A 26110-nucleotide genomic window follows, 5' to 3' on the forward strand; every position below is an offset into this window, starting at 1 on the left:
TTTAACCGGGAAATTTATTAATCTATCTGAAGTAAGAGAAAAATCAAAATCTTTTCTCAGGATAAGTTATAGTTTGTTAGCGTGGAAATTATCTCGTAATTTACTAGTAATGCTAGCTCTTGTTGCCGCTCTTTTTGGGTTAGCTAGCCGATCTTCAACTAAAAGCAATATTTTTTTAACTGACCCAAACTAGGAAATATTAAATATTATAAAACGTTTTTTGATTTCTTGGCTAAATTATTGTAGCCAAATTGACTCAGAGACTCAATTATCAACTCGAATGCGAAAAAGGTAATTTTGCCATGAAGTGTGTTCCCCTTGGTTTGCGGATTTTATCGTTATTAGCGTCTCTTTCCGGAATAATTCCAGTTTGGGCTAGTGTTTTAATTGCTCGGCAGGCGATCGCGCAATCGATTATACCAGCACAAGATGGTACTGGCACAACAATTATTATCGAGGGCAATGAGTATAAAATTGATGGGGGAACTCTTTCTGGTGATGGGGCGAATCTTTTCCACAGTTTAGAAAAGTTGGGACTCAATCGCAACGAAATCGCTAATTTTCTCTCTCAACCGGAAATTCGCAACATTCTCACTCGCGTCGTTGGTGGCGACCCCTCGATTATTAATGGTTTAATCGAAGTTACTGGTGGGAATTCTCATCTCTACATTATGAACCCCGCCGGAATTGTTTTTGGCGCAAATGCGAGTCTCAATGTTCCCGGTGACTTTTTCGCGACTACTGCTACGGGGATTGGTTTTGGCGAGGGTCAGTGGTTTAATGCTTTTGGTGACAATGACTATCAGGCTTTAGTTGGTAATCCTAGTCAATTCGCTTTTGACTTAGCACAACCTGGCGTAATTGTCAATAGTGCCGACATAAAACTTCATGCTGGGCGAAATTTAACTTTACTTGGCGGCAGTGTCATTAACACCGGGACAATTCACGCTCCTGGAGGAGATATTACCATTGCCGCCGTCCCCGGAACCAATTTAGTCAGAATTTCTCAGCAAGGACAACTCTTAAGTTTAGAAGTCGAATTGCCGCGAACCCCCCAAGGACAAATAGAATCAATTAACGTACTCGACTTACCAGCTTTATTAACCGGGGCTGCGGAAGCTGGAGTAGCCACAGGATTAAACGTTACGCCCCAAGGCGAAGTACAATTAGCCAATTCTGGACAAATTATACCAACAAATCCAGGGGTGGCTGTAGTTTCCGGCACATTAGACGCAAGTAACAATACACTTTTACCTCACATATCAGAAATAAACGTCTTTGGTGAAATCGTCGGCTTAATTGATGCAAAAATTAACGCTTCCGGGACTAACGGCGGTGGTACAGTACGCATTGGCGGTGATTTTCAAGGCTTAGGAACAGTCCCCAACGCCCAGCATACCTTTGTTGGTAGCGACGTGACAATTAACGCCGATGCTTTACAAAATGGTAGCGGTGGCAGAGTAATAATTTGGGCAGATGATACTACTGCATTTTATGGTAGCATTACCGCCCGTGGCATGGGTATTTCTGGTAACGGTGGCTTTGTCGAAGTATCAGGTAAAGAAAACCTAATTTTTAATGGTAGCGTTGACCTTAGTGCAGCTAACGGTAACTTCGGTACTTTATTATTAGACCCAGAAAATATTCTTATCGATGACGACGCTGGAGAAACAGCCGGAGTTGCAGCCGCACTACCAGATATTTTAGCAGAAGATTTTGACGGCACAAATATCACAATTTCCGCAGCAACATTAGAAGGACTTGCTGCGACGGCTGAAGTAATTCTCGAAGCTACAAATAATATTACTATTGGCGATTTAGCAGATAACGCACTTACATTTGCTAACGGTCCCGGTGGCGATATTACCTTTACCGCAGATGCCGATAACGATGGTATTGGTAACTTTACCATGAGTCTTGACGACACCATCTTCGCCCAATCGAGAAACATTAATATTTCCGCAGGTGGAGATATTACTGTTAGTACAATAGATACCAGTGTTAGCGCTGCAAATGCTGGTTCAATCCAAATAATTAGTCAAAACGGTAACATTTCTATAGGCGATTTGTCAACTAACTCCAATGGCGTTCAAGACGCTGGAGATATTACTCTTACAGTTCAAAACGGTACAGGAAATATCAACATTAGAGGATTTTCTAATCTTAACTCTAGCTCAAATGCTGGCAATGGCGGCGACATTAACTTTACCACTGAGAGTGGCAACATTATCACCGGAAATTCAGTCACCCTAAATTCTAGTTCGGATAATGGAGACGGAGGAAATATCAGTTTCCGGGTAAACAATGGAACTGGTTCGATAGATTTAAGTGGTGGAGATTTTGCGATATCTACAACTCTTGATACAAGTTCTACTAATGTTAATAACGAAGCGGGAGATGTTGTCTTAAGTGCGCCGACTGAGGTTACTTTCGGTAATATTACGGCTACAGGTATAGATAATAGTGGTAATGTTACTATTACAAGTAATGAAATTACTCCTGTTGGCACTCTAGGAATAGTTCAAGGTAGTGGTGAACTTACTTTAGAACCCTTTACTCCAGGTCAAAATGTCCAAATAGGAGGTATAGTAGACCCAGGTACAGATACTTTAGCCTTAACTGAAGATAAATTAGCCGCTTTTGATTTAACTAGCTTTGATTCTCTAACTCTTGGTGGGGATAATAGCGGCGAAACTACAATTGCAGGTGACATTACTTTTGGCAATATAACTTTAAATATAACAGCCCCTGATAGTTCAATTGATGTTGACGGGCAAATTACCGGAATAGGCTTGACATCAGTTACTCTTGATGCAGGACAAATTTTCCTGAATAATAATATTCTTACTCAAGGTCAAGATATTAGTTTAGAAACTGGAGAAGTTACTCTCGGTGCAGATGTAGAAATTAGTACCGGAACCAGCTTTAATCTGGGCAATATTACGATTGAGAATAATATCAATGGCAATTTTGACTTAACTTTAGAAACTGGAGAAAGCATTGATATTCAAGGCAATATAGGTTCTGCTGACGAACCTATAGGAGATCTTTTGGTCAATAACTTTGGTGTCTTTCAAGATGAAGATTTAATTGATGGAGAGACTGTCTTTGGTGGCGATATTTTTGCGGAAAGTGTAGAGACAGATGGCGGTGGTTCGACACAAATAAATGGTAATGTAACTACTACTACTGATGATGGTCAAACTTATGGCGATGACTTAATTTTAATTGGCGATGTGACGCTAACTGGAGACGAAATTGACTTTTCTGGAACGGTTTCTGGAGAGGGAAATTTAACTCTCCAACCATTTACCACTACAGCAGATATTATCCTCGGTGATGCTAGTGTAGAACCAGAGGATAATCCAGGTGTTTTAGATTTAATTCAAGATGACTTGGATGCGCTCGAAAATGGTTTCAATTCGATTACAATTGGTGGCGAGAATAGTAGTGGTGAGATTAGTTTAGCAGATAATGACGATCAGCCGCCGACTATAGTTACTTTTCAAGACCCGATTTTGCTAAGGTCCCCAGAAGGTGCGGGTACAATTGATACTACTAATGGAACGATTATCGGCGCAGATGATGCCACAATTGAATTATTAGCTAATCAAGATGTGACGACGGCTGACATTGAAAATTTCGGTCGCGATATTACTATTACTAGCACTTTTGGAGATATTAATACAACCCCAGGAACTCTCAATACTAGCAATGACGTTGAACAAGCGGGAAATATTAGCTTAACTGCGAATGATGGTAATATTTTTACTGGTGACTTGCTGACTAATTTTGCTGGTGAAGAAAATGTAGGTAATGCGGGGAATATTACTTTATTTGCGGGTGGTGAAATTGACACGACAGTAGGTGAAGTTAATGCAAGTTCCACTGATGGTAATGGTGGGATAATTAGCTTTACTACTAATACAGGTAATCTTACGACGGGAAATTTAACTTCTGAGTCGCAGACTGACGGTATAGGTGGAGATATTAGTCTGAGTGTAACTGACGGTGCTGGTAATATTAATACCACAGGCGGAGAGTTGCGATCGCTCTCGGAAACGGGTACGGGTGGTGATGTTTCTTTAGCTACTCAAACTGGTAATATCCAAACTGGGGCTATTTCTTCTGGTTTCACTAGCAATGGGATTGGTGGAGACGTTACGATTACTACTCAAGGTGGGGATATTATTACTAATGATAGGATTTCTGCTGATACTGATGAAGGTGGTTCGACTGCGGGTAATATAAGTTTAAGAGTAGAAGCTGGTTTGGGAAGCATTGACACTCGCGGGGGATTTTTAGATGCTAGTTCTGCTTCTAGTGATGGTGGTAATGTCGAAGTATCGACTACGGGTGGTAATATTTTTACTGGCGTAATTTTGTCTAACTCTTTTGCTGATGGGGATGCAGGAGATGTTACTCTTAATGTTGAGAATACTGTCGGTGAGATTAATACTACCGCAGGACAAATTAATGCAAGTTCCATTGGTAATGGTGGCAATATTACTGTTACTACCAACGGTGGTAATATTACCACTGGTGACTTATTTGCGAATTCCTCTGGTAACGGTGATGGAGGAGATGTTACTGTTACGATTGACGGAGTTACGGGAACTATTGATACTACCGGGATTACCGGAAGTAGTTTAAATTCTAGCTCAGTTGGTGGTAATGCTGGCGATGTGGAATTAAGCGCCCCCGATTTAGTAATTTTTGATGAGATAATTGCTACTGGTGCGGGAACTACAGGCAATATTACCATTACTAGCGATGGTATCGATCGCGACGGACTTCGCACTTTATCTGGCAATGGTATCTTGACATTACAACCGTTTAATGATATTCAAAATATAATTCTCGGTGGTACAGACGATACAGGTGAGAATAGCTTAGATTTAACACAAACCGAACTAGACGCGATCGCCGATAACTTTACAGAAGTAATTTTTGGGGCGGAAAATGGTACTGGTGCGATCGCGATCGGAACCGCAGGTATAGTAGACTTTAGTGACACTACTTTCGACGTAACTATTCGCGGAGGAAACTTAAGCTTCACAAACGGAATTATCCTCGGCGATAATACTACTTTAACTCTACAAACAGGTACAGTTACTAGCGCCGCTACGGGTACAGATATTATCATCGGCGGAGATGGTATTCTAGATTTGAATGTTTCTGGTTCGGTAGGTACAGAAGCAAATCCTCTAGAAACAGCTATAAGTCAGTTTATCGTTACTAATGTAACTGGAGACTTATATCTGAGAAATGCAACAGCCTTAGATTTGGGTAACTTTAACGTTGCTGGTAATCTGGGAATTAGTACCCTCGACGGGAATATTACCGACAGTGGTTTAATAACTGTTGGTGGTGAGAGTAGCTTTACCACTTTTGGTGAGAATGACGACATTATCTTAGATCAGTTAGATGTCGCTGGTACGATTAGTTTAAATACCAATGGTATTCAGGGAAATGCGACATTAAATAGTCTTGATGCAGTTAGTTTAGCAACTTCTAACGTCGGTGGAAGTTTGAATGTCACTGCTGGTGAGGGAATTACCGCAGTTGGGGAGATAAATGTCGGTAACGATCTCGATCTTACTGCGGCTGGTGACATTTCCGATAGCGAAACTGGTAGTTTCACCGTCTTAGGAAATACAACTCTCGACGCAGGTAATTTTGACATCACCCTGGATAACGCTAACAACGATTTCAATACGGTTTCCGTCGTTAATGGGGGAAATGTCATCCTCAATGACATCAGTAATATAGATTTAGGTACATCTAATCTTACCGGGACATTTGACGTAACGGCTGCTTCAATTACGAATAGCGGTATTTTAACAGTTGGTGGTAACGCTAACTTTACCACTACAGGTGAAGGCTTAGGTACTGTCAACTTTAATAATACTGGTGTGACTGTCTTAGGCGATAGTCTTATCGGTGGTGACTTTAACCTTAACTCCCAAGGAGATATTTCTCAAACCGACACCAGTGCAGTACAAGTTGCCGGAACTATTAATATAGATACTCAAGGTACAATTACCTTGGAAAATCCTGAGAATATTTTATTCGGTTTACCCTTACCCGACGCAGAAGGAGATGTTGTCATCACGAATATTGGTGAGGTGACGCTACCAGAATTAGATGTACCACGAAATCTGATCGTTAATAGTTTGGCATCAGGAGAGGGATTTGAACAAGTCTTTACAGGAGAGGCGATCGCGTTAAATAATTCAGGTAACTCGTTTGGTGGTACAGTTACGTTTAATACGGCTAATTCTGGTTTAACTACAATTGAAGGTACGCCAGGTATTAACCAAAGTGGTACTGTTAGTGTCGGTGGAATTTCAACTCTGAATGCGACTACCCAAGGAGATATTAATCTCCCCGACGCTAACAACCAATTTACCAATTTAATTATCACGGGACAGGATGTCACGATTGTCGATAATAATCCTCTAATTCTCGATACGGCAAATATTTCTGGTAATCTCAATGTAACTGCAAATGGTGTCATTAGCGATAGCGGTATTCTCAGCGTTGCGGGAATTACAACTTTAAATGCGAATAATAATGATATTACCCTGGATAACAATCATGAGTTGAACATTCTTTCTGTGGTTAGTGGGGGAAATGTCCTAGTTAATGATATAAACGATCTTCAAATCTCAGATGCGACAACTACGGATGACTTTGTAGTTACTGCTGGTGGTGGAATTACCGCTACAGGTATTCTGAATATCGGTGGAAATCTGAATTTAACTGCAAATGGGGTAATTGATGACGTTGCTACGGGAATTTTAACAGTATTAGGGAATAGTATCCTCGATGCTGGTAACTTTGACATTACTCTCGATAACGCTAACGACTTCAATATTGTTTCCGTGGTTAGCGGTGAGAATGTTACCTTGAATGACATCGATGAGATTAATCTTGGTACGTCAAATATTTCTGGGACATTTGACGTAACTGCTGGTACGATCGCTAGCAGTGGAATTTTGACTGTTTTCGGTGATGCGAGTTTTACGACGACAACTACAGGTTTCGGTAATGTCTCGTTTACCAATAGCGGAGAAACAGTTTTAGGTGATAGTCTCATTGCTGGTAACTTTAACCTCGACTCCGAAGGAAACATTTCCCAAACCAATGACACAGAAGTCAAAGTTGCAAATACTGTCGCGATTAATACTCCTGGTACAGTAATTTTAGATAATGCTGGTAATCTTCTTCCAGTGCTGATTTTACCCAACGGTGATGTAATTATTACCGGAGTTGGTACTGTTGAACTAAGCGAACAAACTGTCAGTGGTAATTTAACTGTCAATAGTCTTGGAGAAGGAGAAGCATTTACAGAAGTATTTACAGGAGACGCGATCGCGCTAGATAATGCAAATAATTTCTTTGGTGGTACAGTTAGTTTAAATACGGCTAATCCTGGTTTAGCTGATATCCAAGCTACTCCTGGAATTATCCAAAATGGTACGCAAACTGTAGCGGGAAATACAATTCTCAATGCTACTGACCAAGGTAATATTACTCTCAACGATACTGCGAATGACTTTGGTAACAATCTCCAAGTTATCGGAAATGATGTTGCAATTATCGACAATTCTGCAACCAACTTAGAAACTTCGACGGTTAGCGGTAGCTTTTCGCTGACATCTAGTGGAGATATTACTCAAAGCGGTGTTTTGACAACCGGGGGTGAAACAATTTTTGCTGCTGGTAATAATAATATTCTTCTTACTAACCCAGATAACTTGTTGGGGAGATTACAACTGACGGGAAATGATGTGGTTGTCTTGGAAAATGATACGGTTGATTTGGGTGAGTTGAATGTCGCGGGGAATTTGCTAGTCAGCGCGACAACGGGAAATATTACCGACAGTGGTACAGTTAATGTAGGCGGAAATGCAAGTTTTACGACGCAAGCGACAAACGCAGATATTATTTTAGACTCGTTAAATTCTAGCGGGAGTGTTAGTTTAAATACCACGGGAAGTGAGGGAAATGCGGAAATTATTGCAACTCAAATTAATTTGGGGACAGCCAATATTGGTGGTAATTTAGATGTCACTGCTACCGGAGGAGAAATATCGACAAGCGGTGCAATTAATGCGGGATTTGATGTTAATTTTACCGCAAATAATCTCGCACTTGCTGACTCAATTAGCGGTAGCGGGAACTTGACATTACAACCATTAAATGCTACAGATAATTTTGATTTAAGTAACGCCAGATTAAACTTAATTGCAGATGGTTTTGCAGCGATTACAATTGGACGTAGCGATGGTAGTGGTTTAATTAATCTTGGTAGTGTTAATTTTTCCGATCCAGTAACAATTCAATCGCCTTTTGGTAGCATTATTGTTGAGGGAATTACGGCTACAGATAACGCTTCAATTGCTTTAATTGGTGCGACAAACCTCAATGGTAATCTTACTACTAATAACCAAAATATTACGATCGATGGTAATGTGGTTTTAGGTGATTCTCTGACTCTCGATACAGGTAGCGGTGCTGGTGCGATCGCCATTCAAGGTACAATCGATGGTAACTCGAACTTGAATTTAACTGCCGGAGCGGGCAATATTACCGTTACAGGTGCAGTAGGTAGCAATCAAACATTAGGGGATTTAACTGCGACGAGCAGTGGTTTAATTAGCTTTGAGAGTGCGATTAACGCTGATAGTCTCACAATTGCTGGTGGTGGTAGCAGTTTCCTTGCCGGTGATGTTGTTACCACAAACGAGCAGAATTACAACAATTCTTTAATAATTGGTAACAATTTAAACCTGACGACGAGTAATAGCAATATCAACTTTGGTAGTACAGTTGACGGAGCGAACGACCTAACCTTAAATCCAGGTACAGGAAACGTTAACTTCGCCGCCGCAGTCGGTGAAAACACTCGTCTGGGCAACTTAGTCATTACCAGCGCCAATAATATCACAGCAGAGGATCTCGCCGCTAGTAGCGTCACTGCCACAGCTAGCGGTGAAATAACCGTTAGTGGAACAATTGATACTCAGGGAGGAGAAGGAGACGGGGGAGAAGTAAACTTACAGACACAGGGAAATTTAACTACTGCCGATATCGATACCAGTAGCAGCAACGGCAGAGGTGGTAATATCACCTTAATCAGTGAAGATGGTATAGTTTCCACAGGTAATCTCACCAGTTTTGGTAACAGTGGCGGTGACTTATTTATCGATGCTCAAATTGCGATTAGTACGGAGATCGTCGATACTAGCGGTAGCGTCGGCGATGGTGGTAACGTTACCCTAGACCCCATCGAAGATATCGAAGTAAACTACATCAACGCTGAAGGTGGTAGCGAAGGTAGCGGCGGTAATGTAGACATTACTGTGGGAAGATATTTCCGCAGTCAAGATACATTTACAAATCGTAACGGTATCGAAGCCAGTATTTCCACAGCCGGGGGAAACGGTAACGGTGCGATTACAATTCGTCATGGTGGCAACGGCGAAATACCTTTTATTGTCGGCGATGCGAGTGTTAATGGTACAGTAGGGGCGATTACTAGCGGCGAAGTAACGGTGAGTCCCGAATCGTTTCTCTTTACGGAAATAAGGGGTAATGTAGGGATTATAAGTGTAGATGCGCCACCCACGGAAACACCCACAGAAACACCCACAGAAACACCCACAGAAACACCCACAGAAACACCAACCGAAGAGGTAGAATCAGGAGTTAATCCTGTCAACCTAATCGAAAACGAAGAAGAAGAATTTCAGATTGCCGATACTCCTCCAGTTGTAGAATTAGATGTGCGGATAGCTCAAATCGAGGAAGTATTTACCAACGCCTACCAAGAATATCTAGGGTTAGCACCAGTACCTGTAATCAGTTTATCAGAAGAGAAAAGTATCCTCAGCGCGATCGAACGAGATACAGGGATTAAACCTGCACTGATTTACGTAGTTTTTGTCCCGCAAAGTGTAGAATCAGTGGGTGGTAGTGTTGAGAAAAATCTGACGATTGTTTCACCGCAACCTAGCGACATATTAGAGTTAGTAGTAGTGACGGCGAAAGGAGAACCAATTCGACGCAGGATCGAAGGTGCAACGAGAGCAAAAGTAATGCAAGCGGCTGGAGAATTCCGGCGGAATGTAACGAATGTACGTCGTCCAGATGCTTATTTAGCTTCAGCAAAACAATTGTATCAGTGGTTAGTAACGCCGATCGAGCAAGAATTACAAACCAGAGAAGTAGGTAATTTAGCTTATCTGATGGATGCTGGCTTGCGATCGTTACCCATTGCCGCCCTTCACGATGGTAATCAGTTTATCATCGAAAAATACAGTGTGGGAATTATGCCGAGTTTATCTCTTACCGATACTCGCTACGTGGATGTCCGCAATAGCGAAGTATTAGCAATGGGTGCATCGCTATTCCCCGATCAAAATCCCCTTCCCGCAGTACCAGTAGAAATCAAGGTAATTGCCGATCGCCTGTGGAAAGGAAGTACTTACCTAAATGAAGAGTTTACCATAGAAAATCTCAAACAAGCGCGATCGTCAACGCCTTATGGAATCGTTCATCTAGCTACTCACGGGGAATTTAAACCAGGTAAACCAAGTAACTCTTACATCCAGTTTTGGAATACGAAGCTAACACTCGATCAACTGCGGGAACTAAACTTACATAATCCCCAAGTAGAGTTAGTCGTACTTTCCGCTTGTCGTACCGCTTTAGGAGACGAGGAAGCCGAATTAGGATTTACCGGATTAGCAGTCCAAGCCGGAGCAAAATCAGCGATCGGTAGTTTGTGGTATGTTAGCGATGAAGGTACGCTTTCGTTGATGACTGGTTTCTACGAAAATCTCAAAACAAAACCGATCAAAGCTGAAGGAATGCGACAAGCGCAATTAGCGATGCAGCAAGGAGAGATTCGCATTGAAGGAGGTAAATTAATTGTCCCCGGTGGTGTGGTAGATTTACCACCAGAATTAGAGGGGTTATCCGATCGCACTTTGGACCATCCTTACTATTGGAGTGGATTTACTTTAATTGGTAATCCTTGGTGATGGGGTTCAGTTACCAGTCAACAGCGAGCAGTTTATTCGCTAATTGCTTGTTGTCTCCAATCTCTACTGATAACTGATAACTAGTCACGATCCTAAATCCTCCCTCCCTGTGGCTGCATAATCACAGCACGATAGGGAACTACACCATCTTCTTCTGAGTTTAAGCAACGGGCTACACCCCAAGAAACATCTAAACTGCGAGGTGGGATATAAGGACCGCGATCGTTAATTCGCACGATCGCACTTTCTTGATTATTGAGATTAGTTACTTTCAGATAAGTATCAAAGGGTAAACTACGATGAGCCGCCGTTAACGCATTTTGGTCGAAAGTTTCGCCATTTGCTGTCAAACGACCGTGAAATTGGGGTCCGTACCAAGAAGCTAAACCTTCCAACTTGTCGGCAGTTTCTACTAAATCGTACATCAAGCGTTGCGCTTCTGCTAGTTTTAAGGGTTCACTTTCCAGGGCTATGCGTAACCTGTTAATCCATTTAATTGTAATTAATTCGCGCTGATAGGGTGGTTCGGGAGAAACCATTTCGTCAACGACAAATAATAATTCTTCGCCAAATTTTGCGGCTGGTTCTCCTTCCGCGATCGCTGGTTTAATCTCTTCACCAACAATATTTCTTTCAGCTAAGAAATCTGCCAAACTATTCGCAAACATATCTGCTTGGAGTTTGTCGCTAAATTCAGCAACTAAATTTCCTTTTACCCAAACTTCCCACTCTTGTTTTACTTGAGATTGTTGATTGGCGAGCGAATTTTGTTTGGATGGAGAAAGCCATCGTTTTTTAGGTTTTTGTGGTGAATTTGCTCTTCTTACCATTACCACAGTTGAAGGAGTTTCTTGAAGTTGCGGTTTTTTTGACCACGGAAATAAATTGCGGATTGCTTGGATGATTTTTTGCGAAAAATTTAGCTGAGAAGGCTTGTTTTCCGATGCTTTTGAGGATGAAACTACATAACGCTGAGATTCAGGGGGTAGGGGTGTTGGTTTCGTCTGCGGCTGAGAAACTAACCTACAGAAGCTAGTTTCTGGGGTGGGAATTTCGCTTTTAACTGCGGGTTTGGAGGTTATCTCTGCTTTCGCTTGTAGGTGCGAGGGAAAATAGGAAGGTGTAGCCGCGATCGCACTACTGAACGATAATGTTAGTGGCAGCAAAGGACTACCAACAGCAAAAAAAACTCTGGGGAACTGTCCGCCAGAGAAATTATCAGACAATGTTGGTAATATTTGACTTTTATTCTCTAAAAAGTTTGTCCAAGCAGTAAAATAAGCATTTTTTAGTCTTGACATAACGCTTAATCTTTGGTATGCAACACGCTCCTACTGGTAAACGTAGTATAGTATACAAAACTTTAGCTTGAAAAAATCAATCTTAGGAGCGATCCCAAATTTTTGCTTAAATTTTACCAAAATCGGTTCGTAATTGCGCTTTAGCCATAAATTTACCATTTTTAAGTTACAAAAATGACTAGTTTAACCTTTTATATTGTTGATGTTTTTGCTCAAAAAAAATATACGGGTAATCAGTTAGCAGTTTTCGTCGATGCTGAGAAAATTAGTGACGAGGAAATGCAAAAAATTGCTCAAGAAATCAATTATTCAGAAACTACTTTTATCTTAAGCAAACAACTTCAAAATAATGGTTATAATGTGCGAATTTTTACACCCCAAAAAGAACTACCTTTTGCGGGACATCCAACTTTGGGAACCGCATATATTTTACAAACTAAAATAGCTGAAAATTCACCTATAAAAGTTAATTTAAATTTAAAAGTGGGACAAATACCTGTTACTTTTCAGTCAGAATTTGTCTGGATGCGGCAAAACTCACCGACATTTAATAATTGCTTTGAAATTAATCCAGTTGCAGCCGCTTTAAATCTCAAACCAGATGACATTGATTCCCGCTTTCCCGTCCAAGCAGTTTCTACAGGAATTCCCTTTATAATTGTTCCCTTGAAAAGTTTAGCCGCAGTTAAAAAAGCGCGACTAAACAAGGAATTATATTTAAAGTTAGTTAAAGATTCAGAAGCTAAAGAACTTTTAATTTTTGCACCTGAAACCTACGCAGCAGAAAATGACTTAAACGTGCGTGTTTTTGCGGAATTACTAGGAATACCAGAAGACCCAGCAACGGGAAGTGCAAATGGCTGTTTAGCTGGATATTTAGTCAAATATACTTATTTTGGTCAAAAAGAGATTAATCTTAAAGTTGAACAAGGCTACGAAATTAATCGACCTTCTTTGTTATTATTAAAAGCTCAAGAAAACAACGCCAAAATAGAGGTAAATGTTGGTGGTAAAGTAGTAATGGTAGCTCAAGGAAACTGGATGTAAAGCGATGGAAGAATTAATTAAACTCAAGCAATTTTTGTCTCAAGGTAAAGTTGATGAAGCCTTACTGGTAGTAGCAGAATTAGAAGAAATGAGCAAATCCGATAAAATTAACAAAATATTTAGTTACGGAATAATTTTGCTCTTACATTTAATCAAAGAAGTTGCTGAAAATAGAACGACAAAATCCTGGGAAGTTTCAGTATATAATGCTGTCAAACAAATTCAAAGAACAAATAAGCGTCACAAAGCCAAAGGAACTTATTTGACACCAGATGAATTACTCGAAACTTTAGAAGATGCTTATGATTCTGCTTTAAGACAAGCATCTTTAGAAGCATTTGAAGGCATTTACGAAGCCGAAGAAATAGCAGTAATGGTAAACAAATCAGAAATTATTAATCGAGCAATAGATTTAATTTTAGGCTAAAGAATGAACTTAAAAGAACGTCTCCACGCGCACCTTAAAGAAATTGTCCGCTTAAGAGATCCCTATCTCGATAGTGCCGGACATTTTTTCGTCCAGCAATATATTCGCAGGCAATTTGGACAATGGGGAACTGTAGAAATTCATGAATTTGAAGTGCGAAATCAAACTCATAAAAATTTGATTCTAAATTTACCAGGAAAGAAAGTAACTAAAAAGCCTAGACCACCTATTTTAATCGGCGCGCATTACGATGCTGTACCAGGAACGCCGGGAGCAGATGATAATGCTACGGGCGTGGCGGTATTATTAGAATTAGCGAAGATTTTTGCCAGCGAACCGCCAAAATCGCCAGTCAGATTGGTTGCATTTGATATGGAAGAATATGGTTTAATTGGTAGCGATCGCTATGCGAACGAGTTACAACAACAAGGAGAAAAGCTACGGCTGATGCTATCTCTAGAAATGCTGGGTTATTGCGATGCAAGTCCCAATTCCCAAGTTTATCCACCGGGATTAAAATACTTTTATCCCAATCGAGGTAATTTTATTGCTTTAGTGGGAAATTTAACCACAATTCCCGATTTAATTAATCTCAGTCATCGCTTTCGTAAAATTGGTACACCTTGTCAATGGTTGCCTGTCTTTAATCGAGGTAAAATGATTCGACAGACAAGATTAAGCGATCATGCACCATTTTGGGATCGAAATTATCCAGCAATTATGGTGACAGATACATCTTTTCTCCGTAACCCTCACTATCATCAACCTAGCGATACAATAGAAAGCTTAGATTTAGATTTTTTGACTGGTGTTTGTCAAGGTTTGGTTGCGGGAATTAAAAGATTGTAGTTAGATTAGCTTGGTTTTAAACTAAAGCATAAACTTTCGCTTCCCAAGGAAAAATTGGTTCTCTCCCAATCCATTCAGAGGGAACAAGACGATTTTGAGTTATTTCTTGCCACTGTTTACCAACAGGTGTAGAGGGAAAGTTAGGAATTACATATTCGGAAGTAGGATTAACAGGATTTGGCGTACCATAATCGCTAAAATTAGCAACTACAACTACCATATTTTCACCCACACCTCGCTGCCAAACAACTACTCGTTTACCTTCGTTAAAATCTCCGTGAATAAAGTTAGTATCGTTAACAGCTAAAGCATCGAAAGTAGTACGAAAACGAACCAATCGAGTTACATATTGAAAGATTCTTTGTCGCCAATCATCTCGGAGTCGATTAAAATTAACTGGGTCAACTTGTTTTTTATTGCTGTGTTCGTCGCTGATATCTAAATCGTGGCGATCGCCAAATTCATCTCCTGCTAAAATCATTGGTATACCTACAGCAGTGAGCAAGCAAACGAAAGCTAATTTAATTCGTTTTTCAGAATCATAAACACCATTATTAACTAAATAATTATATAAGCGTTCGTTACCAAAACCGCCTACATCATGAGAAGTCAAATAATTAACTACTTGCGAACCATCTGTAAAGCCTAAAAAACGACAGTCAATTAATTTTTTCACATTCCATTCAAAGCTATTATCCAAATAAGAATTTTGACCTAAAATTACTTTTCTGGCAATAGTTTTGAAATGTTCATTCCACAAACTATCAAGTCGATTTTGTTGAATTAAAGCCAAGGGAACGCTTAATTCTTCACCAACAACCAAAAAGCGATCGCTGCTACCTCCGCGTTGTTTCCAAATCTCGCGACTTAAATTTTTAAACTCTTCTACAAAGTCATAATTGCTAATATTATTAACGCTATCAATTCTAATTCCATCTACGCGATAATATTCTAACCAATGAGCAATAAATACTTTCATATACTCGCGACTGGGAACTAAACTTCCCTTTTCACCACTTAAAGGTTGATAGCCTTCTACCCAATAATTATACTTAAATAAATCGCCACCAAAACTTTCTCGATTAAATCCTTCTGGGTCGTTACTATTATATCGAACGTAAAAATCACTAAAATTAAGATTGCGATAAGGATTATTCCGCGAAAATGCCATCACTACATCAATAAAAAAGCGTACACCTTGCTGATGACAAGTTTGAATTAACTTGGCTAAATCCACAGAAGCTGTAGGTGCAATTTGAGTTTTTGGATGTCCTAAATCAAAGTCAGCCGCCAAATAATTAGCAGTTCCATAACCCCATTCAAATTTATCGTCACTGTCAGAAACTGGTAGCAATTCAAGTGCATTTATTCCTAATTCTCGCAGATGAGCGCAACCTTTTCTTAATGCTTCTACTTCCGAAAAATCAGGTGCAGTACAGTTAGTATCGAATAAAGAAAGTACGTCTTGAAAAGTACCGATACCGACTTCAGTTTCTCCACTAGGAGCGATTATCGTCCACCGAGGAGGTAACTCATAAATGACTAAACGATTGTTAGGAGGTAAATTATTTAAGTAGTCATTATTTTCCCAAGTTACAGTTTCTCCTTGGGGGTCGCAAGGGATTAATTTACCTTTTTGATATAAAATAACGCTAGCAGGATCGAAACTAGCAACTCCCTGATTTTCTGGAGGTATAGGAGCTAGAAAACGACGGTCTACTGTCGTAGCTGTGGGGTCAGTGCAGTACATAATTTGAGCTTGATTTTCATAAGGATTAGTATTGATAATTTTGAACCAATAAAAGTACACTTGTCCGTCTTGCAAATTGCACTGATTGGCGGCAATAAACCAAAGTTCAGGAAATTCTTTTGACTGTTGCAGAGGAATTTCGCGGAAGTTTTCGTAGGGATTATGACTAGAAGTAGCGATAGTACCAATCAACAGTGTAGGTTGAGTTTCTGTTATTTTTGGTCGCCATAAAATAAACTCAATTTGTTTGCGTTGGAGAAAATTAACCAGCATAGTATAAATCCCAAGGAATAATTAATTGGAATTATATCTTCTGCGAGCAATCTTGGTTGATTTATGAAGATTTTCTTTAGGATTAGTAAGTTTAGCTTTGGCTTCTTTCGAGGAAGAAATTGAAAATAAATTTATTTTCTTAACTAAATTTGAATCTAGGACAGTAGTTATGGTAATTTAGGATTGAGGAGAGAAAAAGAAAAGGATGAAGGTCGAACATTGGCACGAAGAACAAGACGGTAGTTTTTCTGAGTCAGCACTTAGGAAAAAGTTAGAACGGCGAGGTTATCGAGTTTCTCGGTATGTGTATTCACCAGGAATGTGTTTTCCGGATCATACTCATAATATTGCGAAAATGGATGCTGTAGTTTCGGGGCGTTTTCGGATGACAATGCAGGGACAAACAGTAATTTTAGAAGCTGGTGATTGTTTAGAAGTTCCTCGCGGGGAAGTACATAGTGCAGAAGTAGTTGGAAATAAGCCTGTTGTTAGTTTAGATGGAACGAAAAGTTAAGCTGATGACAAAGAAATTACGTGCTTTAATTTTTGATGTTGACGGTACTTTAGCTGAGACGGAAAGAGACGGTCATTTAGTTGCTTTTAATCGGGCTTTTGTTGATGCTGGTTTAGATTGGAATTGGCAGCCAGATTTGTATGGAGAATTACTAAAAGTATCGGGGGGAAAAGAACGGATTCAGCATTATTTAACTAAGTATAAAACGGATTTTCAAGTGCCTGGAGAATTGGCTGAATTTATTGCTAATTTACACGCAGCGAAAACTAAACATTACCAAAGCTTACTTAGGGAAGCGGCTATTCCTTTGCGTCCTGGCGTGCGAAGATTAATTACGGAAGCGCGATCGCAGGGGGTGCGTTTAGCGATCGCCACGACTAGCGCTTTACCTAATACTATGGCATTATTGCAACAAACACTCGACCCAGAATGGTTTGAAGTCATTGCGGCTGGCGATATTGTGACTCAAAAAAAACCGGCACCAGCTATCTATTATTATGTCTTGGAAAAAATGAATTTAAGTCCCGATGAGTGTTTAGTTTTTGAAGATTCGGAACATGGTTTACAAGCGGCAACCCAAGCAGGATTAAAAACAGTTGTTACTGTTAATGATTATACTCGAAATCAAAATTTTTCTCAAGCTTTGCTGGTTTTAGATTGTCTCGGTGAAGAAAATCTTCCTCTGCAAATTTTATCAGAACAAATTTTTAATAAAGCTTATTTAGACTTAGAAACTTTAAGAAGTTTACACCAAAAATTTTCAAATAATTAGTCATTAGTTTACTTCAATCTAAACAGATTATTTCTGAGGAATAAATTATTAGATATAGAAAAAAACCCGCATTAGCGGGTCTAAAATTGACTGTTTGAATCGAGAATTGAGTTGAAGAATTAAATTAGTTTACACCGTGGTTTCCCGTAACTTAGCTACCAAATCGCGAACATTATCCTTACCCAAACGATAACCCATTGGATGAGCAATTAATCGGGCGGTACTTTCAAATAAAACATCAATTTCAATTAAGCCATTTTCCCGCAAAGTGCGTCCCGTGGAAACCAAATCGACGATCGCCTCAGACATTCCAGTGATCGGTCCGAGTTCAACAGAACCGTAAAGAGGTATAATTTCCACAGGTAGATCGAGCTGGCGAAAGTATTCCTTAGCGCAATAAACGAACTTAGAAGCGACTCTCGCATGGAGGGGAAGTTCCAGCGATCGCCGATAAGAACTTTCTTGACGCACCGCCACTGACATCCGACAAAAACCAAATTTTAAGTCAGCTAAATGCGCCACAGCCGGATCTTTTTCCCGTAAAACATCATAACCCACGATTCCTAACTCAGCTTGACCGTATTCGACATAAACTGGCACATCTTGCGCCCTGACTAACAATCCTTTCGCCGTGTTTGTAGGATCGGCAATTTGGAGTTGGCGGTTATTTTTGTCAAGAAAAGCACTAAAATCTAAACCTACAGATTTCAGGATCTTGATACTATCAGATAAGAGAGCCCCTTTAGGCAATGCGACGGTAATCATCAAAAGTTGTTGGACAAAATATAGTTAACAATGCGTATTTTATTAGTTGATGACGAAGTAGAACTAACTAATCCTCTTTCACAGGTTTTATCTCGCGAAGGTTATCGCGTAGATGTCGCTGACAGTGGCATTACTGGGAGTAAGCTAGCGTTAAAGCAAGATTACGATTTACTGATTCTTGACTGGATGATGCCGAAAAAATCGGGCTTAGAAATCTGTCGCGAGTTACGACAACAAGGCAAAACTACACCAGTTCTCTTTCTAACAGCTAAGGATACCATTGACGATCGCGTTTTGGGACTCGACGCTGGCGCAGACGATTATTTAGTCAAACCCTTTGAATTACGGGAGTTGCTAGCCAGAGTTCGTGCTTTGATGCGGCGATCGCTAAATTTTGAATCTCACACCCAACCACTAAAAGTTGCCGATTTAGAACTTGACAAAGAGAACCAATTAGCGTACCGCAAAGGAAGAGCAATCGAACTCTCAGAAAAAGAAATTCAACTCCTAGAATTGTTCATGCGTCACCCCAATCAACTACTAACTCACTCTCAAATTTATCAGCATTTGTGGTCAGAAGATGAAAAACCTAATAGCAATGTTTTAGCAGCTTTAGTCAGGTTATTGCGTCGCAAAGTTGAAGCCAAAGACGAACTGCCTTTAATTCATACTGTTTATGGAAAAGGTTATCGTTTCGGAGAAATTAACTAATCGGTACAGCTAGCAAATGTTCCAGCAAAATTTTGCTGCCAATTCCAATTAAAATTACACCGCCAATAATTTCAACTTTACTTTCAAACCAAGTCCCAAATTGATGACCAATAAATACACCCATAAAACACAAGAAAAAAGTCACAACTCCGATCGCCGTTGCCGCAGGTACAATTCCCGCATTGAGTACGGAAAAGCCCAAACCAACAGCAAACGCATCTAAGCTAGTAGCAATAGCTAAACTAATTAAAACATAAGTATCTAAAGGATTCACTTTGACTTCGCTATCATCTTCTTGAATGGCTTCATAAATCATTTTTCCACCCAAAAAGCTCAAAAGCCCAAAAGCAATCCAGTGGTCGATTTCCGTCAAAAAAACTCGAAAACTCAAGCCAATTATCCAACCAATTAAAGGCATCAATGCTTGAAAGCCACCAAAAAATAAAGCAATTTTTAAAGCCTTATTAATTTTAATACGTCTAATTGCCAAACCACTACAAATCGAGACAGCAAAAGCATCTGCCGCTAAACCAAGGGCAATAGAAAGAATTGTAATTAACGTCATTTAACTCGATTTTCTGTTTCTATTTTAATCCTACCTATTTTTAACACAAATCAACCGCCAAATTGGCGCTAATTATTTCATAGTTATTTCATGTTTATCGCAAATTTATCTCATAATTAATTACCGTTAATTTGTGAATCATAAATAATTAATTTTTTAATCATAATTTAAAGAAACAACTGCCCCTGAAACAAAATTTACTCACCTCAAAGCCACAGGCTGGCTATTTTAGCAAATCGGAGCATTTAGCGATCGCGTCTGGAATTTCTACTCAAGCGGCAGATCGTACTTTAGTTAACTGCGTTTTGTCATTAGACGAAGAATCTAATCATTTCTTGGCTGAGCCAAGAAATGAAATAAAGTAAAACAATAGCGCTCTTTTAAAACGAATATTGTAATCCAGCCGTTAACTGCCAATCAGTCTCTAATTGAGGACCCTCAAGAGACTGATAAACTGGAAACTCAAACTCAACACCTAAGCGTCCTCCAGCTAGAGAACCTTCCGGAAAATAGACATTAATTCCCAATCCTAAATCCAAGCGAGTTCCCCCACGCAATTCCGGATCTGCTGTCGGAATCATCATCGGATTTAAACTAGAATCAGCACCATCATAATTTCCCCAAGTTTGTCCACTCAACCGTAGAGATGTACTTACTTGTTCTGTCCATTGACGACCAACCCAAGTTGTTAATTGATAGCGATTTCCTAAACTATAATCGCGACTATTTTGACCCAAACGAATCGCAGTATTTAGCTGCGTTCCCCATGACCAATCATCAGTTTGACCTAAATAAGTTATCCCTGGAAGTAAGTCAAAAGTTCCCGAACCAATTTGCATTGGATAAGGAAGAATTTGGTCATTTACCGCCGGAGTATCATCGCGTTCGTCAATCGAACCAGTGGGAAAACTAACTCCAAAATTAAGGTGAACGCGCTGGCGATTTTCTCGCAGGACATTATACAAACCTGTAAACTTAATATCGCCTAGACCTCCGGAATTAGTAGTAAATTCTACTCCCGATCGCGTCCGATGATCCATTTCCTTCGAGACAAAAGGAAGCATCACCATCAAAGTCAAATCATCTGTCGGTGCATACATCGCTCCGAACATGTGCATTTGCATCGTCATATCTTCCGGAGTTACCATAAAATCCCGCAGAACTTCATCTGTACTGAGGTTATCAGTGCCATCTCGGTTTCCTGCCATCGCCATGAACATATAGCGATAGGAAACCATCCATTCTCCTGCTTTGTGAACGTGGTCGCCCATCACCCCAATCGGAGCGTGTCCATCTGGTCGTCCTGATGTCCATTCAGAGTTTGTTGCGCGATCGCTACTGTCAGCAATGATTACCGTTGTATCCTGAAAAGGTAAGGTTACATTTTCCCCAATAGAAGTATTGAGAGAAACAGTTGAAAATGAATCATCAACGCTAACTTGAGTCTGAGAGTTTAGTTCAAACGTAGGTAATGTTTGTTGATTCGGTGTGGGAACTATAACTTCCTCTAGGTTGGTTCCGGTAACTGCTGTCAAAACTTCAGTTTCAGTCTCAGGTTGTAATGTTGGTGGAGTTTGAGCAACAACTGAAGTTGCTGTCAACAAAGCAAGGGCAGCATTTAACAAATACCAATTTTGTTGAATCATTTAATTCCTATCTTCTGTAAATCTGCTATTTCAGCAAAAGACAGCTTAAGAAAAATCCCCACCAAAGTCAAAAGACAGGTTGTCAAGTAATGTTAATTAGTTATAGTTACCATTCCCGGCTACCAAGATTCTCTAGTTATACCGGACTGCGAAAAAAGAATCTCGCCGTAAATCAACCAAATCAACTTAAAGAATCAATCAACTTTTCCACCCTTTCTTTTACCTCATCGCGCACGCGCCGAAAAGTAGCTAAAGGTTGTCCATCTGGGTCATCTAATTCCCAATCAGCAAACACTTCTCTTAATACCCAAGCTTCTGGTAAATTAACCCCACAGCCACATAAAGAAATGACCGCATCGTAATCTTCCGGGTTAAAATCACTCAAAGGATCGGAAGTTTGATCGCTAATATCAATCCCAACTTCATCCATTACTTGAATAGCTGTAGGATGAACTCGACTAGCTTCTAAACCCGAACTGGTAACGTTAATTTTACCTGCTCCCAATTCTCTGGCAAAACCTTCAGCCATTTGCGAACGACAAGAATTTCGCTTACAAACAAACATTACTTTTTTCATCTTTTTGTCCCAATTTGAGACTGATTAGTAAAGTTAGCTACGAGACGATTAAATAATTTCCGCGCCGGACGAATTAGTAAATAAATCAACAAAACTAAATCTAACCAATGTTCAAATTTACTAAACTCATTACCGTAATATTCCGGTTCCCAATAACTAACGGGACTGGGAAAACGAAAAGTCCAATTGAAAGGAAAAAATAACAACGGTCCATCAGTCGCGTGAGTTAAAATATCTACAACTGAATGCAGCAAACAAGCAACGAAAAACCAGAAAAACCAACGTTGTAACGAACCAATTTTGCGACGCGATCGCCACAACAAACCTATTCCCAATAATAACACAATCGGCGCGTGGAGAAAATTGTGCATTCCAATCCACACGGGATTTTGAAAAAATAACTCGCCAAAAATGTAGTTAAACGCTTCTTCCCAACTCCAACCGCGCAGAAAATGGTAGTAAATAATACTTCCGGTAAACAAAAACCACAAGGGCAAATCTGGTGCAACTGAACCCAACAAAAAAGCCTTTTTAACAATGGGTACTCTTGGTAAACCTTTATCCAGCGCCGCAGTCATCAAAAAGTGGGAATAGGTATTCATTTTAATTCAAGCTACTAAGACAACGAGGGTCGCATAAAGTTGCTTTTTCTGGTTCGCGAGGAAACCAAAAAGCAGTCCTCTGACAAAATTTTACCAGCATTAACATCACTGGTACTTCAATTAATACTCCTACCACTGTAGCTAAGGCTGCGCCGGAATTCAAACCAAAGAGCATTACCGCCGTCGCAATCGCAACCTCGAAGTGATTGCTTGCACCAATTAAAGCCGCAGGTGCCGCATCTTCATAAACTAATTTCATTTTCCAAGCTGCTACATAAGCAATTAAAAAGATAAAATTAGTTTGGATGAAAAGCGGTACGGCGATTAAAAGAATGTGCAGGGGATTAGCAACAATTAACTCGCCTTTAAAAGCAAATAAAAGCACCAAGGTTATCAACAAAGCTGCTGTTGAAACTGGACTTAAATATTTGAGAAAGCGACGGTTAAACCAAGCTTCTCCTTTGTGTTTAAAAATCCAGTAACGGCTGTACATTCCTGCGGCTAAAGGTAAGCCAACATAAATTAGTACAGATAAAACAATTGTTTCCCAAGGTACAGTTAAATTGTTAGCGGCTAGCAACCATCGCCCCAAGGGTGCATACAATAACAACATGGCTAAAGAATTGACTGCTACCATGACTAAAGTATGTCCTTGGTTACTGTAAGAAAGATAACCCCACATTAATACCATTGCCGTACAAGGAGCAATTCCTAATAAAATTGCTCCGGCAATGTAAGAATTTGCCAAGGTAACTTCTGCGCCGCGAATTATCTCGGTTTCTGTTAAGAAAGGACGAAACAGCCAACCGAGAAAAAATTGAGCAAAAACAACCATTGTCAAGGGTTTGATTAACCAATTAACCACTAAGGTTAGGATAACTGGTTTGGGTGTTCGGGCAGCATTTACGGCTTGAGAAAAGTCAATTTTTACCATGATGGGATACATCATGAAAAAGAGACAAATAGCAATGGGAATTGACACTTGGTAAATGCTCATTGCATCTAGGGTGGTGGCAATTCCAGGGAAAATTTTTCCGAGGACTATGCCGCTAATTATGCAGATGATTACCCACAAGGTAAGGTATTTTTCAAAAAAACTAAGTTTACCGCCAGCTTGTACGGCTTTGGTGTTAATTTTGGTGTTATTTGTACTCATTATTTAGTTAGAATTTTGCTTGCTTTTTCAGTAGTTCTTCAATGGTGAGGTTGAATTCCGATTTACCCTCGAACACGGTGCCAACTTTGCCTTTTTCAAACTGAATCATGGCAAGGTTATAACCTTCGCTGGGGAGGGGAACGTAACCAACAGAACTGACGGTTTCTGGTGCTTTTTCTAGGTAAAATTCAACGAATTCTTGGAGGGCGGGATTTTTTTGGGCTGCCGCAGCGTTAACGTAGATAAATAAGGGGCGGGAAAGTGGCTGATACTCGGCATTTTTCAGGGTTTCTGGAGATGGTAAAATGGCAGCGTTGTTGTTAGCAACTGCTACGGCTTTTAAGTTGTCTCGGTTTGCTTCATAATAGGCGTAGCCAAAGTAACCTAATGCGTTGGGGTCTTGGCTGACTCCTTGAACTAAAACTTCGTCATCTTCGCTAGCGACGTAATCACTCCGACTAGCCCCAGATTCGCCGACAACGGCTTCGGTGAAGTATTCGTAAGTACCGGAGTCAGTTCCGGGTCCGTAAAGTGTTAAAGGGCGATCGGGAAAATCAGTCCGAATTTGATTCCAATTAGTTATCTTTCCCTCAGCTTCGGGTTGCCAAATTTTTGCTAATTCAGCGATTGTAATACTTTCTAACCAGTCGTTTTCTGGGTTAACGACGATGGTTAACGCATCAAAGGCGATCGGTAGTTCCATGTAGCGGATTCCGGCGCGATCGCAAGCTTCCATTTCTGCTGTCTGAATTGGTCGTGAGGCGTTGTTAATTGCTGTTTCCCCAGTACAAAATTTCTCGAATCCTCCTCCTGTACCGGAAAAATTAACTTCTACCTCTGAGGTAAATTCCGAGGCGATCGCTAAGGTAATTGGGTAAACTGTACTCGAACCATCAACTTTTATTGATTCTTGCTGTTCCGGCTCGATTTGAGCGCAAGCGCTAATCGCTGTTATAGCTATTACACTCCAACCTGCCACTGATAAACGTTTACAAACTTTTTTTGTTATATTTTTCATCTCTCTCCCCCCATCGTTTTGAGTGAAGTTTTTTTACTATTATTTCAAAAAAAATTGAAATATGGTTTAAGGTTTGGTTAAGAAAAAGAGAGAGATGAAAGATTTTCGCTGATTTCGCAGCTAACCAGGACAATACTTAGCTGGTAACATAACTACAGTACGACGATATTCAGCCAAAAACTGCTCTAAAGCGACAAATTGAGGCAAATTTAAACTGTAATAAATCCAGCGTCCCTCTTGACGAGGACGCACCAAAGATGCTTCTTTAAGAGTTTTGAGGTGAAAAGAAAGTTTTGACTGAGAAACGCCAATTTCTTCACATAAGTCACAAACGCACATTTCACCTGACTTCAAAAGTTCCACCACTTGAAAGCGGATGGGATCGGAAAGAGCGCGAAAGCCAGCTAAGATTAAAGCGGTGTCTGTAACAGAAATAGTTGTTGACATCGATTTTCGTAAATATGTCTTCTTAGCTTATGCTAACCCTTCATATTTTTGTGAACATCCCCTCCGGGGGCTTATGAGATTTAAAATTGAGAAAGTAGCGCGATCGCCTTATTTTCAACGTGCAAAATATGATATAATCGAGACAATTTGTCTGCCAATTATCTCAACCAAGATAACCAAGCAGACCAATTTTGAACCAAATTTGCTAACTCAGTATAACCCGCATCTCTAGGATGAGCGCCATCATTTGCAATAGCTTCACTCAACCAAACTTGAGAAGCTTGTAAAGGCGTAAAAACATCTAAATAAGGTATATTTAACTGAGAACAAAGTTCAGCAAATTTGTCAGATAAACGAGCAATTCTTTGATTTTGTGCTATATCGTCTGCTATCGGCGGAATTCCCACCATTAACACGGGAAATTCTTGTTTCGCTACTTTGAGAATTGACTCCAAGTTACGCCCCGAATCCTCAAAATCAACGCGAGTTTTTCCCTCCGCCTTCGTGGTATCATTAGCGCCAAACGAGAAAATAACTCTACTATCTGCTGTTTTCGGTAAGCGACAACTAACTTCTTGATACCAACGTAACTTGATATCTAAACTGGTTTCCCCTCTGACACCAAGATTGTATTGA

At 40.1% G+C, this 26110-nt stretch carries 18 protein-coding genes; 7 read left to right on the forward strand and 11 right to left on the reverse strand.

Annotated features, from left to right (window positions below; all coding sequences use genetic code 11):
- Nucleotides 1-302 precede the first annotated feature (302 nt).
- Entirely contained in the window at nt 303-11054 is a 10752-nt protein-coding gene (locus G3T18_RS17975; protein ID WP_224411962.1) for a CHAT domain-containing protein, read from the forward strand.
- 92 nt (nt 11055-11146) lie between these two features.
- Here the strand turns inward: G3T18_RS17975 and G3T18_RS17980 are convergent, their stop codons facing one another.
- On the reverse strand, nt 11147-12355 hold the full coding sequence (locus G3T18_RS17980; protein WP_224411963.1) for a septal ring lytic transglycosylase RlpA family protein: 1209 nt from the start codon (nt 12353-12355) through the stop codon (nt 11147-11149).
- 174 nt (nt 12356-12529) lie between these two features.
- Between G3T18_RS17980 and G3T18_RS17985 the strand changes: the two genes are divergently transcribed.
- Genes G3T18_RS17985 through G3T18_RS17995 form a run of 3 tightly spaced genes read left to right on the forward strand, consistent with a single transcriptional unit; the run spans nt 12530 to nt 14678 of the window.
- The gene (locus G3T18_RS17985) at nt 12530-13402 is read left to right on the forward strand and encodes a PhzF family phenazine biosynthesis protein (RefSeq protein ID WP_224411964.1); all 873 of its coding nucleotides are present in this window, start codon (nt 12530-12532) and stop codon (nt 13400-13402) included.
- 4 nt (nt 13403-13406) lie between these two features.
- Nucleotides 13407-13829, forward strand: a complete 423-nt coding sequence (locus G3T18_RS17990) for a DUF29 family protein (RefSeq protein WP_224411965.1) — start codon at nt 13407-13409, stop codon at nt 13827-13829.
- 3 nt (nt 13830-13832) lie between these two features.
- A complete protein-coding gene (locus tag G3T18_RS17995; RefSeq protein WP_224411966.1) occupies nt 13833-14678 on the forward strand; it encodes a M28 family peptidase in 846 nt (281 codons plus the stop codon).
- A gap of 16 nt (nt 14679-14694) precedes the next feature.
- Here G3T18_RS17995 and G3T18_RS18000 read toward each other — a convergent pair whose 3' ends face one another.
- Nucleotides 14695-16701, reverse strand: coding sequence for an alpha-amylase family glycosyl hydrolase (locus G3T18_RS18000; RefSeq protein ID WP_224411967.1), 2007 nt, complete (start codon nt 16699-16701; stop codon nt 14695-14697).
- 205 nt (nt 16702-16906) lie between these two features.
- On the opposite strand from G3T18_RS18000, the gene G3T18_RS18005 reads away from it, so the two are divergent.
- Together G3T18_RS18005 and G3T18_RS18010 are read left to right on the forward strand one after the other, a co-directional pair.
- Nucleotides 16907-17215 (forward strand): cupin domain-containing protein, encoded by a 309-nt coding sequence (locus G3T18_RS18005; protein WP_224411968.1) that lies wholly within the window; start codon nt 16907-16909, stop codon nt 17213-17215.
- Between the two features lie 4 nt (nt 17216-17219).
- Complete coding sequence (locus G3T18_RS18010) at nt 17220-17987, forward strand: HAD family hydrolase (RefSeq protein WP_224411969.1); 768 nt, start codon at nt 17220-17222, stop codon at nt 17985-17987.
- A gap of 129 nt (nt 17988-18116) precedes the next feature.
- Here the strand turns inward: G3T18_RS18010 and hisG are convergent, their stop codons facing one another.
- The gene (gene hisG / locus G3T18_RS18015; RefSeq protein WP_224411970.1) at nt 18117-18752 is read right to left on the reverse strand and encodes an ATP phosphoribosyltransferase; all 636 of its coding nucleotides are present in this window, start codon (nt 18750-18752) and stop codon (nt 18117-18119) included.
- A 30-nt stretch (nt 18753-18782) separates the two neighbouring features.
- On the opposite strand from hisG, the gene rppA reads away from it, so the two are divergent.
- Complete coding sequence (rppA, locus tag G3T18_RS18020) at nt 18783-19463, forward strand: two-component system response regulator RppA (protein ID WP_224411971.1); 681 nt, start codon at nt 18783-18785, stop codon at nt 19461-19463.
- Here the strand turns inward: rppA and G3T18_RS18025 are convergent.
- From G3T18_RS18025 to G3T18_RS18060, 8 genes are all read right to left on the reverse strand, one after another.
- On the reverse strand, nt 19456-20028 hold the full coding sequence (locus G3T18_RS18025) for a manganese efflux pump MntP (RefSeq protein ID WP_224411972.1): 573 nt from the start codon (nt 20026-20028) through the stop codon (nt 19456-19458). The two genes, rppA and G3T18_RS18025, sit on opposite strands and share 8 nt — an antisense overlap.
- A 380-nt stretch (nt 20029-20408) precedes the next feature.
- Nucleotides 20409-21674: a transporter gene (locus tag G3T18_RS18030; RefSeq protein WP_224411973.1), complete on the reverse strand. Its 1266-nt coding sequence runs from the start codon at nt 21672-21674 to the stop codon at nt 20409-20411.
- 181 nt (nt 21675-21855) lie between these two features.
- Entirely contained in the window at nt 21856-22251 is a 396-nt protein-coding gene (gene arsC, locus G3T18_RS18035; RefSeq protein ID WP_224411974.1) for an arsenate reductase, glutathione/glutaredoxin type, read from the reverse strand.
- Nucleotides 22248-22853, reverse strand: coding sequence for a zinc dependent phospholipase C family protein (locus tag G3T18_RS18040; protein WP_224411975.1), 606 nt, complete (start codon nt 22851-22853; stop codon nt 22248-22250). The genes arsC and G3T18_RS18040 overlap by 4 nt, the downstream gene beginning before the upstream one ends.
- 1 nt (nt 22854) lies before the next feature.
- Complete coding sequence (gene arsB / locus G3T18_RS18045) at nt 22855-24009, reverse strand: ACR3 family arsenite efflux transporter (protein ID WP_224411976.1); 1155 nt, start codon at nt 24007-24009, stop codon at nt 22855-22857.
- Between the two features lie 7 nt (nt 24010-24016).
- Entirely contained in the window at nt 24017-25027 is a 1011-nt protein-coding gene (locus G3T18_RS18050) for a PstS family phosphate ABC transporter substrate-binding protein (RefSeq protein ID WP_224411977.1), read from the reverse strand.
- 120 nt (nt 25028-25147) lie between these two features.
- Nucleotides 25148-25474: an ArsR/SmtB family transcription factor gene (locus G3T18_RS18055; protein ID WP_224411978.1), complete on the reverse strand. Its 327-nt coding sequence runs from the start codon at nt 25472-25474 to the stop codon at nt 25148-25150.
- 158 nt (nt 25475-25632) lie between these two features.
- A partial coding sequence (locus G3T18_RS18060) for a GDSL-type esterase/lipase family protein (RefSeq protein ID WP_224411979.1) occupies nt 25633-26110 on the reverse strand: 478 nt, incomplete at its 5' end.

Source organism: Oscillatoria salina IIICB1 (assembly GCF_020144665.1).
Lineage (GTDB): Bacteria > Cyanobacteriota > Cyanobacteriia > Cyanobacteriales > SIO1D9 > IIICB1.

Excerpts from the sequence above, each read along its gene's own strand:
- G3T18_RS17990 (WP_224411965.1), top strand. The coding sequence starts at position 13,407 with ATGGAAGAATTAATTAAACTCAAGCAATTTTTGTCTCAAGGTAAAGTT.
- G3T18_RS18050 (WP_224411977.1), bottom strand. The coding sequence starts at position 25,027 with ATGAAAAATATAACAAAAAAAGTTTGTAAACGTTTATCAGTGGCAGGT.
- G3T18_RS18025 (WP_224411972.1), bottom strand. The coding sequence starts at position 20,028 with ATGACGTTAATTACAATTCTTTCTATTGCCCTTGGTTTAGCGGCAGAT.
- G3T18_RS18030 (WP_224411973.1), bottom strand. The coding sequence starts at position 21,674 with ATGATTCAACAAAATTGGTATTTGTTAAATGCTGCCCTTGCTTTGTTG.
- G3T18_RS18040 (WP_224411975.1), bottom strand. The coding sequence starts at position 22,853 with ATGAATACCTATTCCCACTTTTTGATGACTGCGGCGCTGGATAAAGGT.
- G3T18_RS17985 (WP_224411964.1), top strand. The coding sequence starts at position 12,530 with ATGACTAGTTTAACCTTTTATATTGTTGATGTTTTTGCTCAAAAAAAA.
- G3T18_RS18010 (WP_224411969.1), top strand. The coding sequence starts at position 17,220 with ATGACAAAGAAATTACGTGCTTTAATTTTTGATGTTGACGGTACTTTA.
- rppA (WP_224411971.1), top strand. The coding sequence starts at position 18,783 with ATGCGTATTTTATTAGTTGATGACGAAGTAGAACTAACTAATCCTCTT.
- G3T18_RS17995 (WP_224411966.1), top strand. The coding sequence starts at position 13,833 with ATGAACTTAAAAGAACGTCTCCACGCGCACCTTAAAGAAATTGTCCGC.
- G3T18_RS17975 (WP_224411962.1), top strand. The coding sequence starts at position 303 with ATGAAGTGTGTTCCCCTTGGTTTGCGGATTTTATCGTTATTAGCGTCT.
- G3T18_RS18055 (WP_224411978.1), bottom strand. The coding sequence starts at position 25,474 with ATGTCAACAACTATTTCTGTTACAGACACCGCTTTAATCTTAGCTGGC.
- arsB (WP_224411976.1), bottom strand. The coding sequence starts at position 24,009 with ATGAGTACAAATAACACCAAAATTAACACCAAAGCCGTACAAGCTGGC.
- G3T18_RS18005 (WP_224411968.1), top strand. The coding sequence starts at position 16,907 with ATGAAGGTCGAACATTGGCACGAAGAACAAGACGGTAGTTTTTCTGAG.
- G3T18_RS17980 (WP_224411963.1), bottom strand. The coding sequence starts at position 12,355 with ATGTCAAGACTAAAAAATGCTTATTTTACTGCTTGGACAAACTTTTTA.
- arsC (WP_224411974.1), bottom strand. The coding sequence starts at position 22,251 with ATGAAAAAAGTAATGTTTGTTTGTAAGCGAAATTCTTGTCGTTCGCAA.
- G3T18_RS18000 (WP_224411967.1), bottom strand. The coding sequence starts at position 16,701 with ATGCTGGTTAATTTTCTCCAACGCAAACAAATTGAGTTTATTTTATGG.
- hisG (WP_224411970.1), bottom strand. The coding sequence starts at position 18,752 with ATGATTACCGTCGCATTGCCTAAAGGGGCTCTCTTATCTGATAGTATC.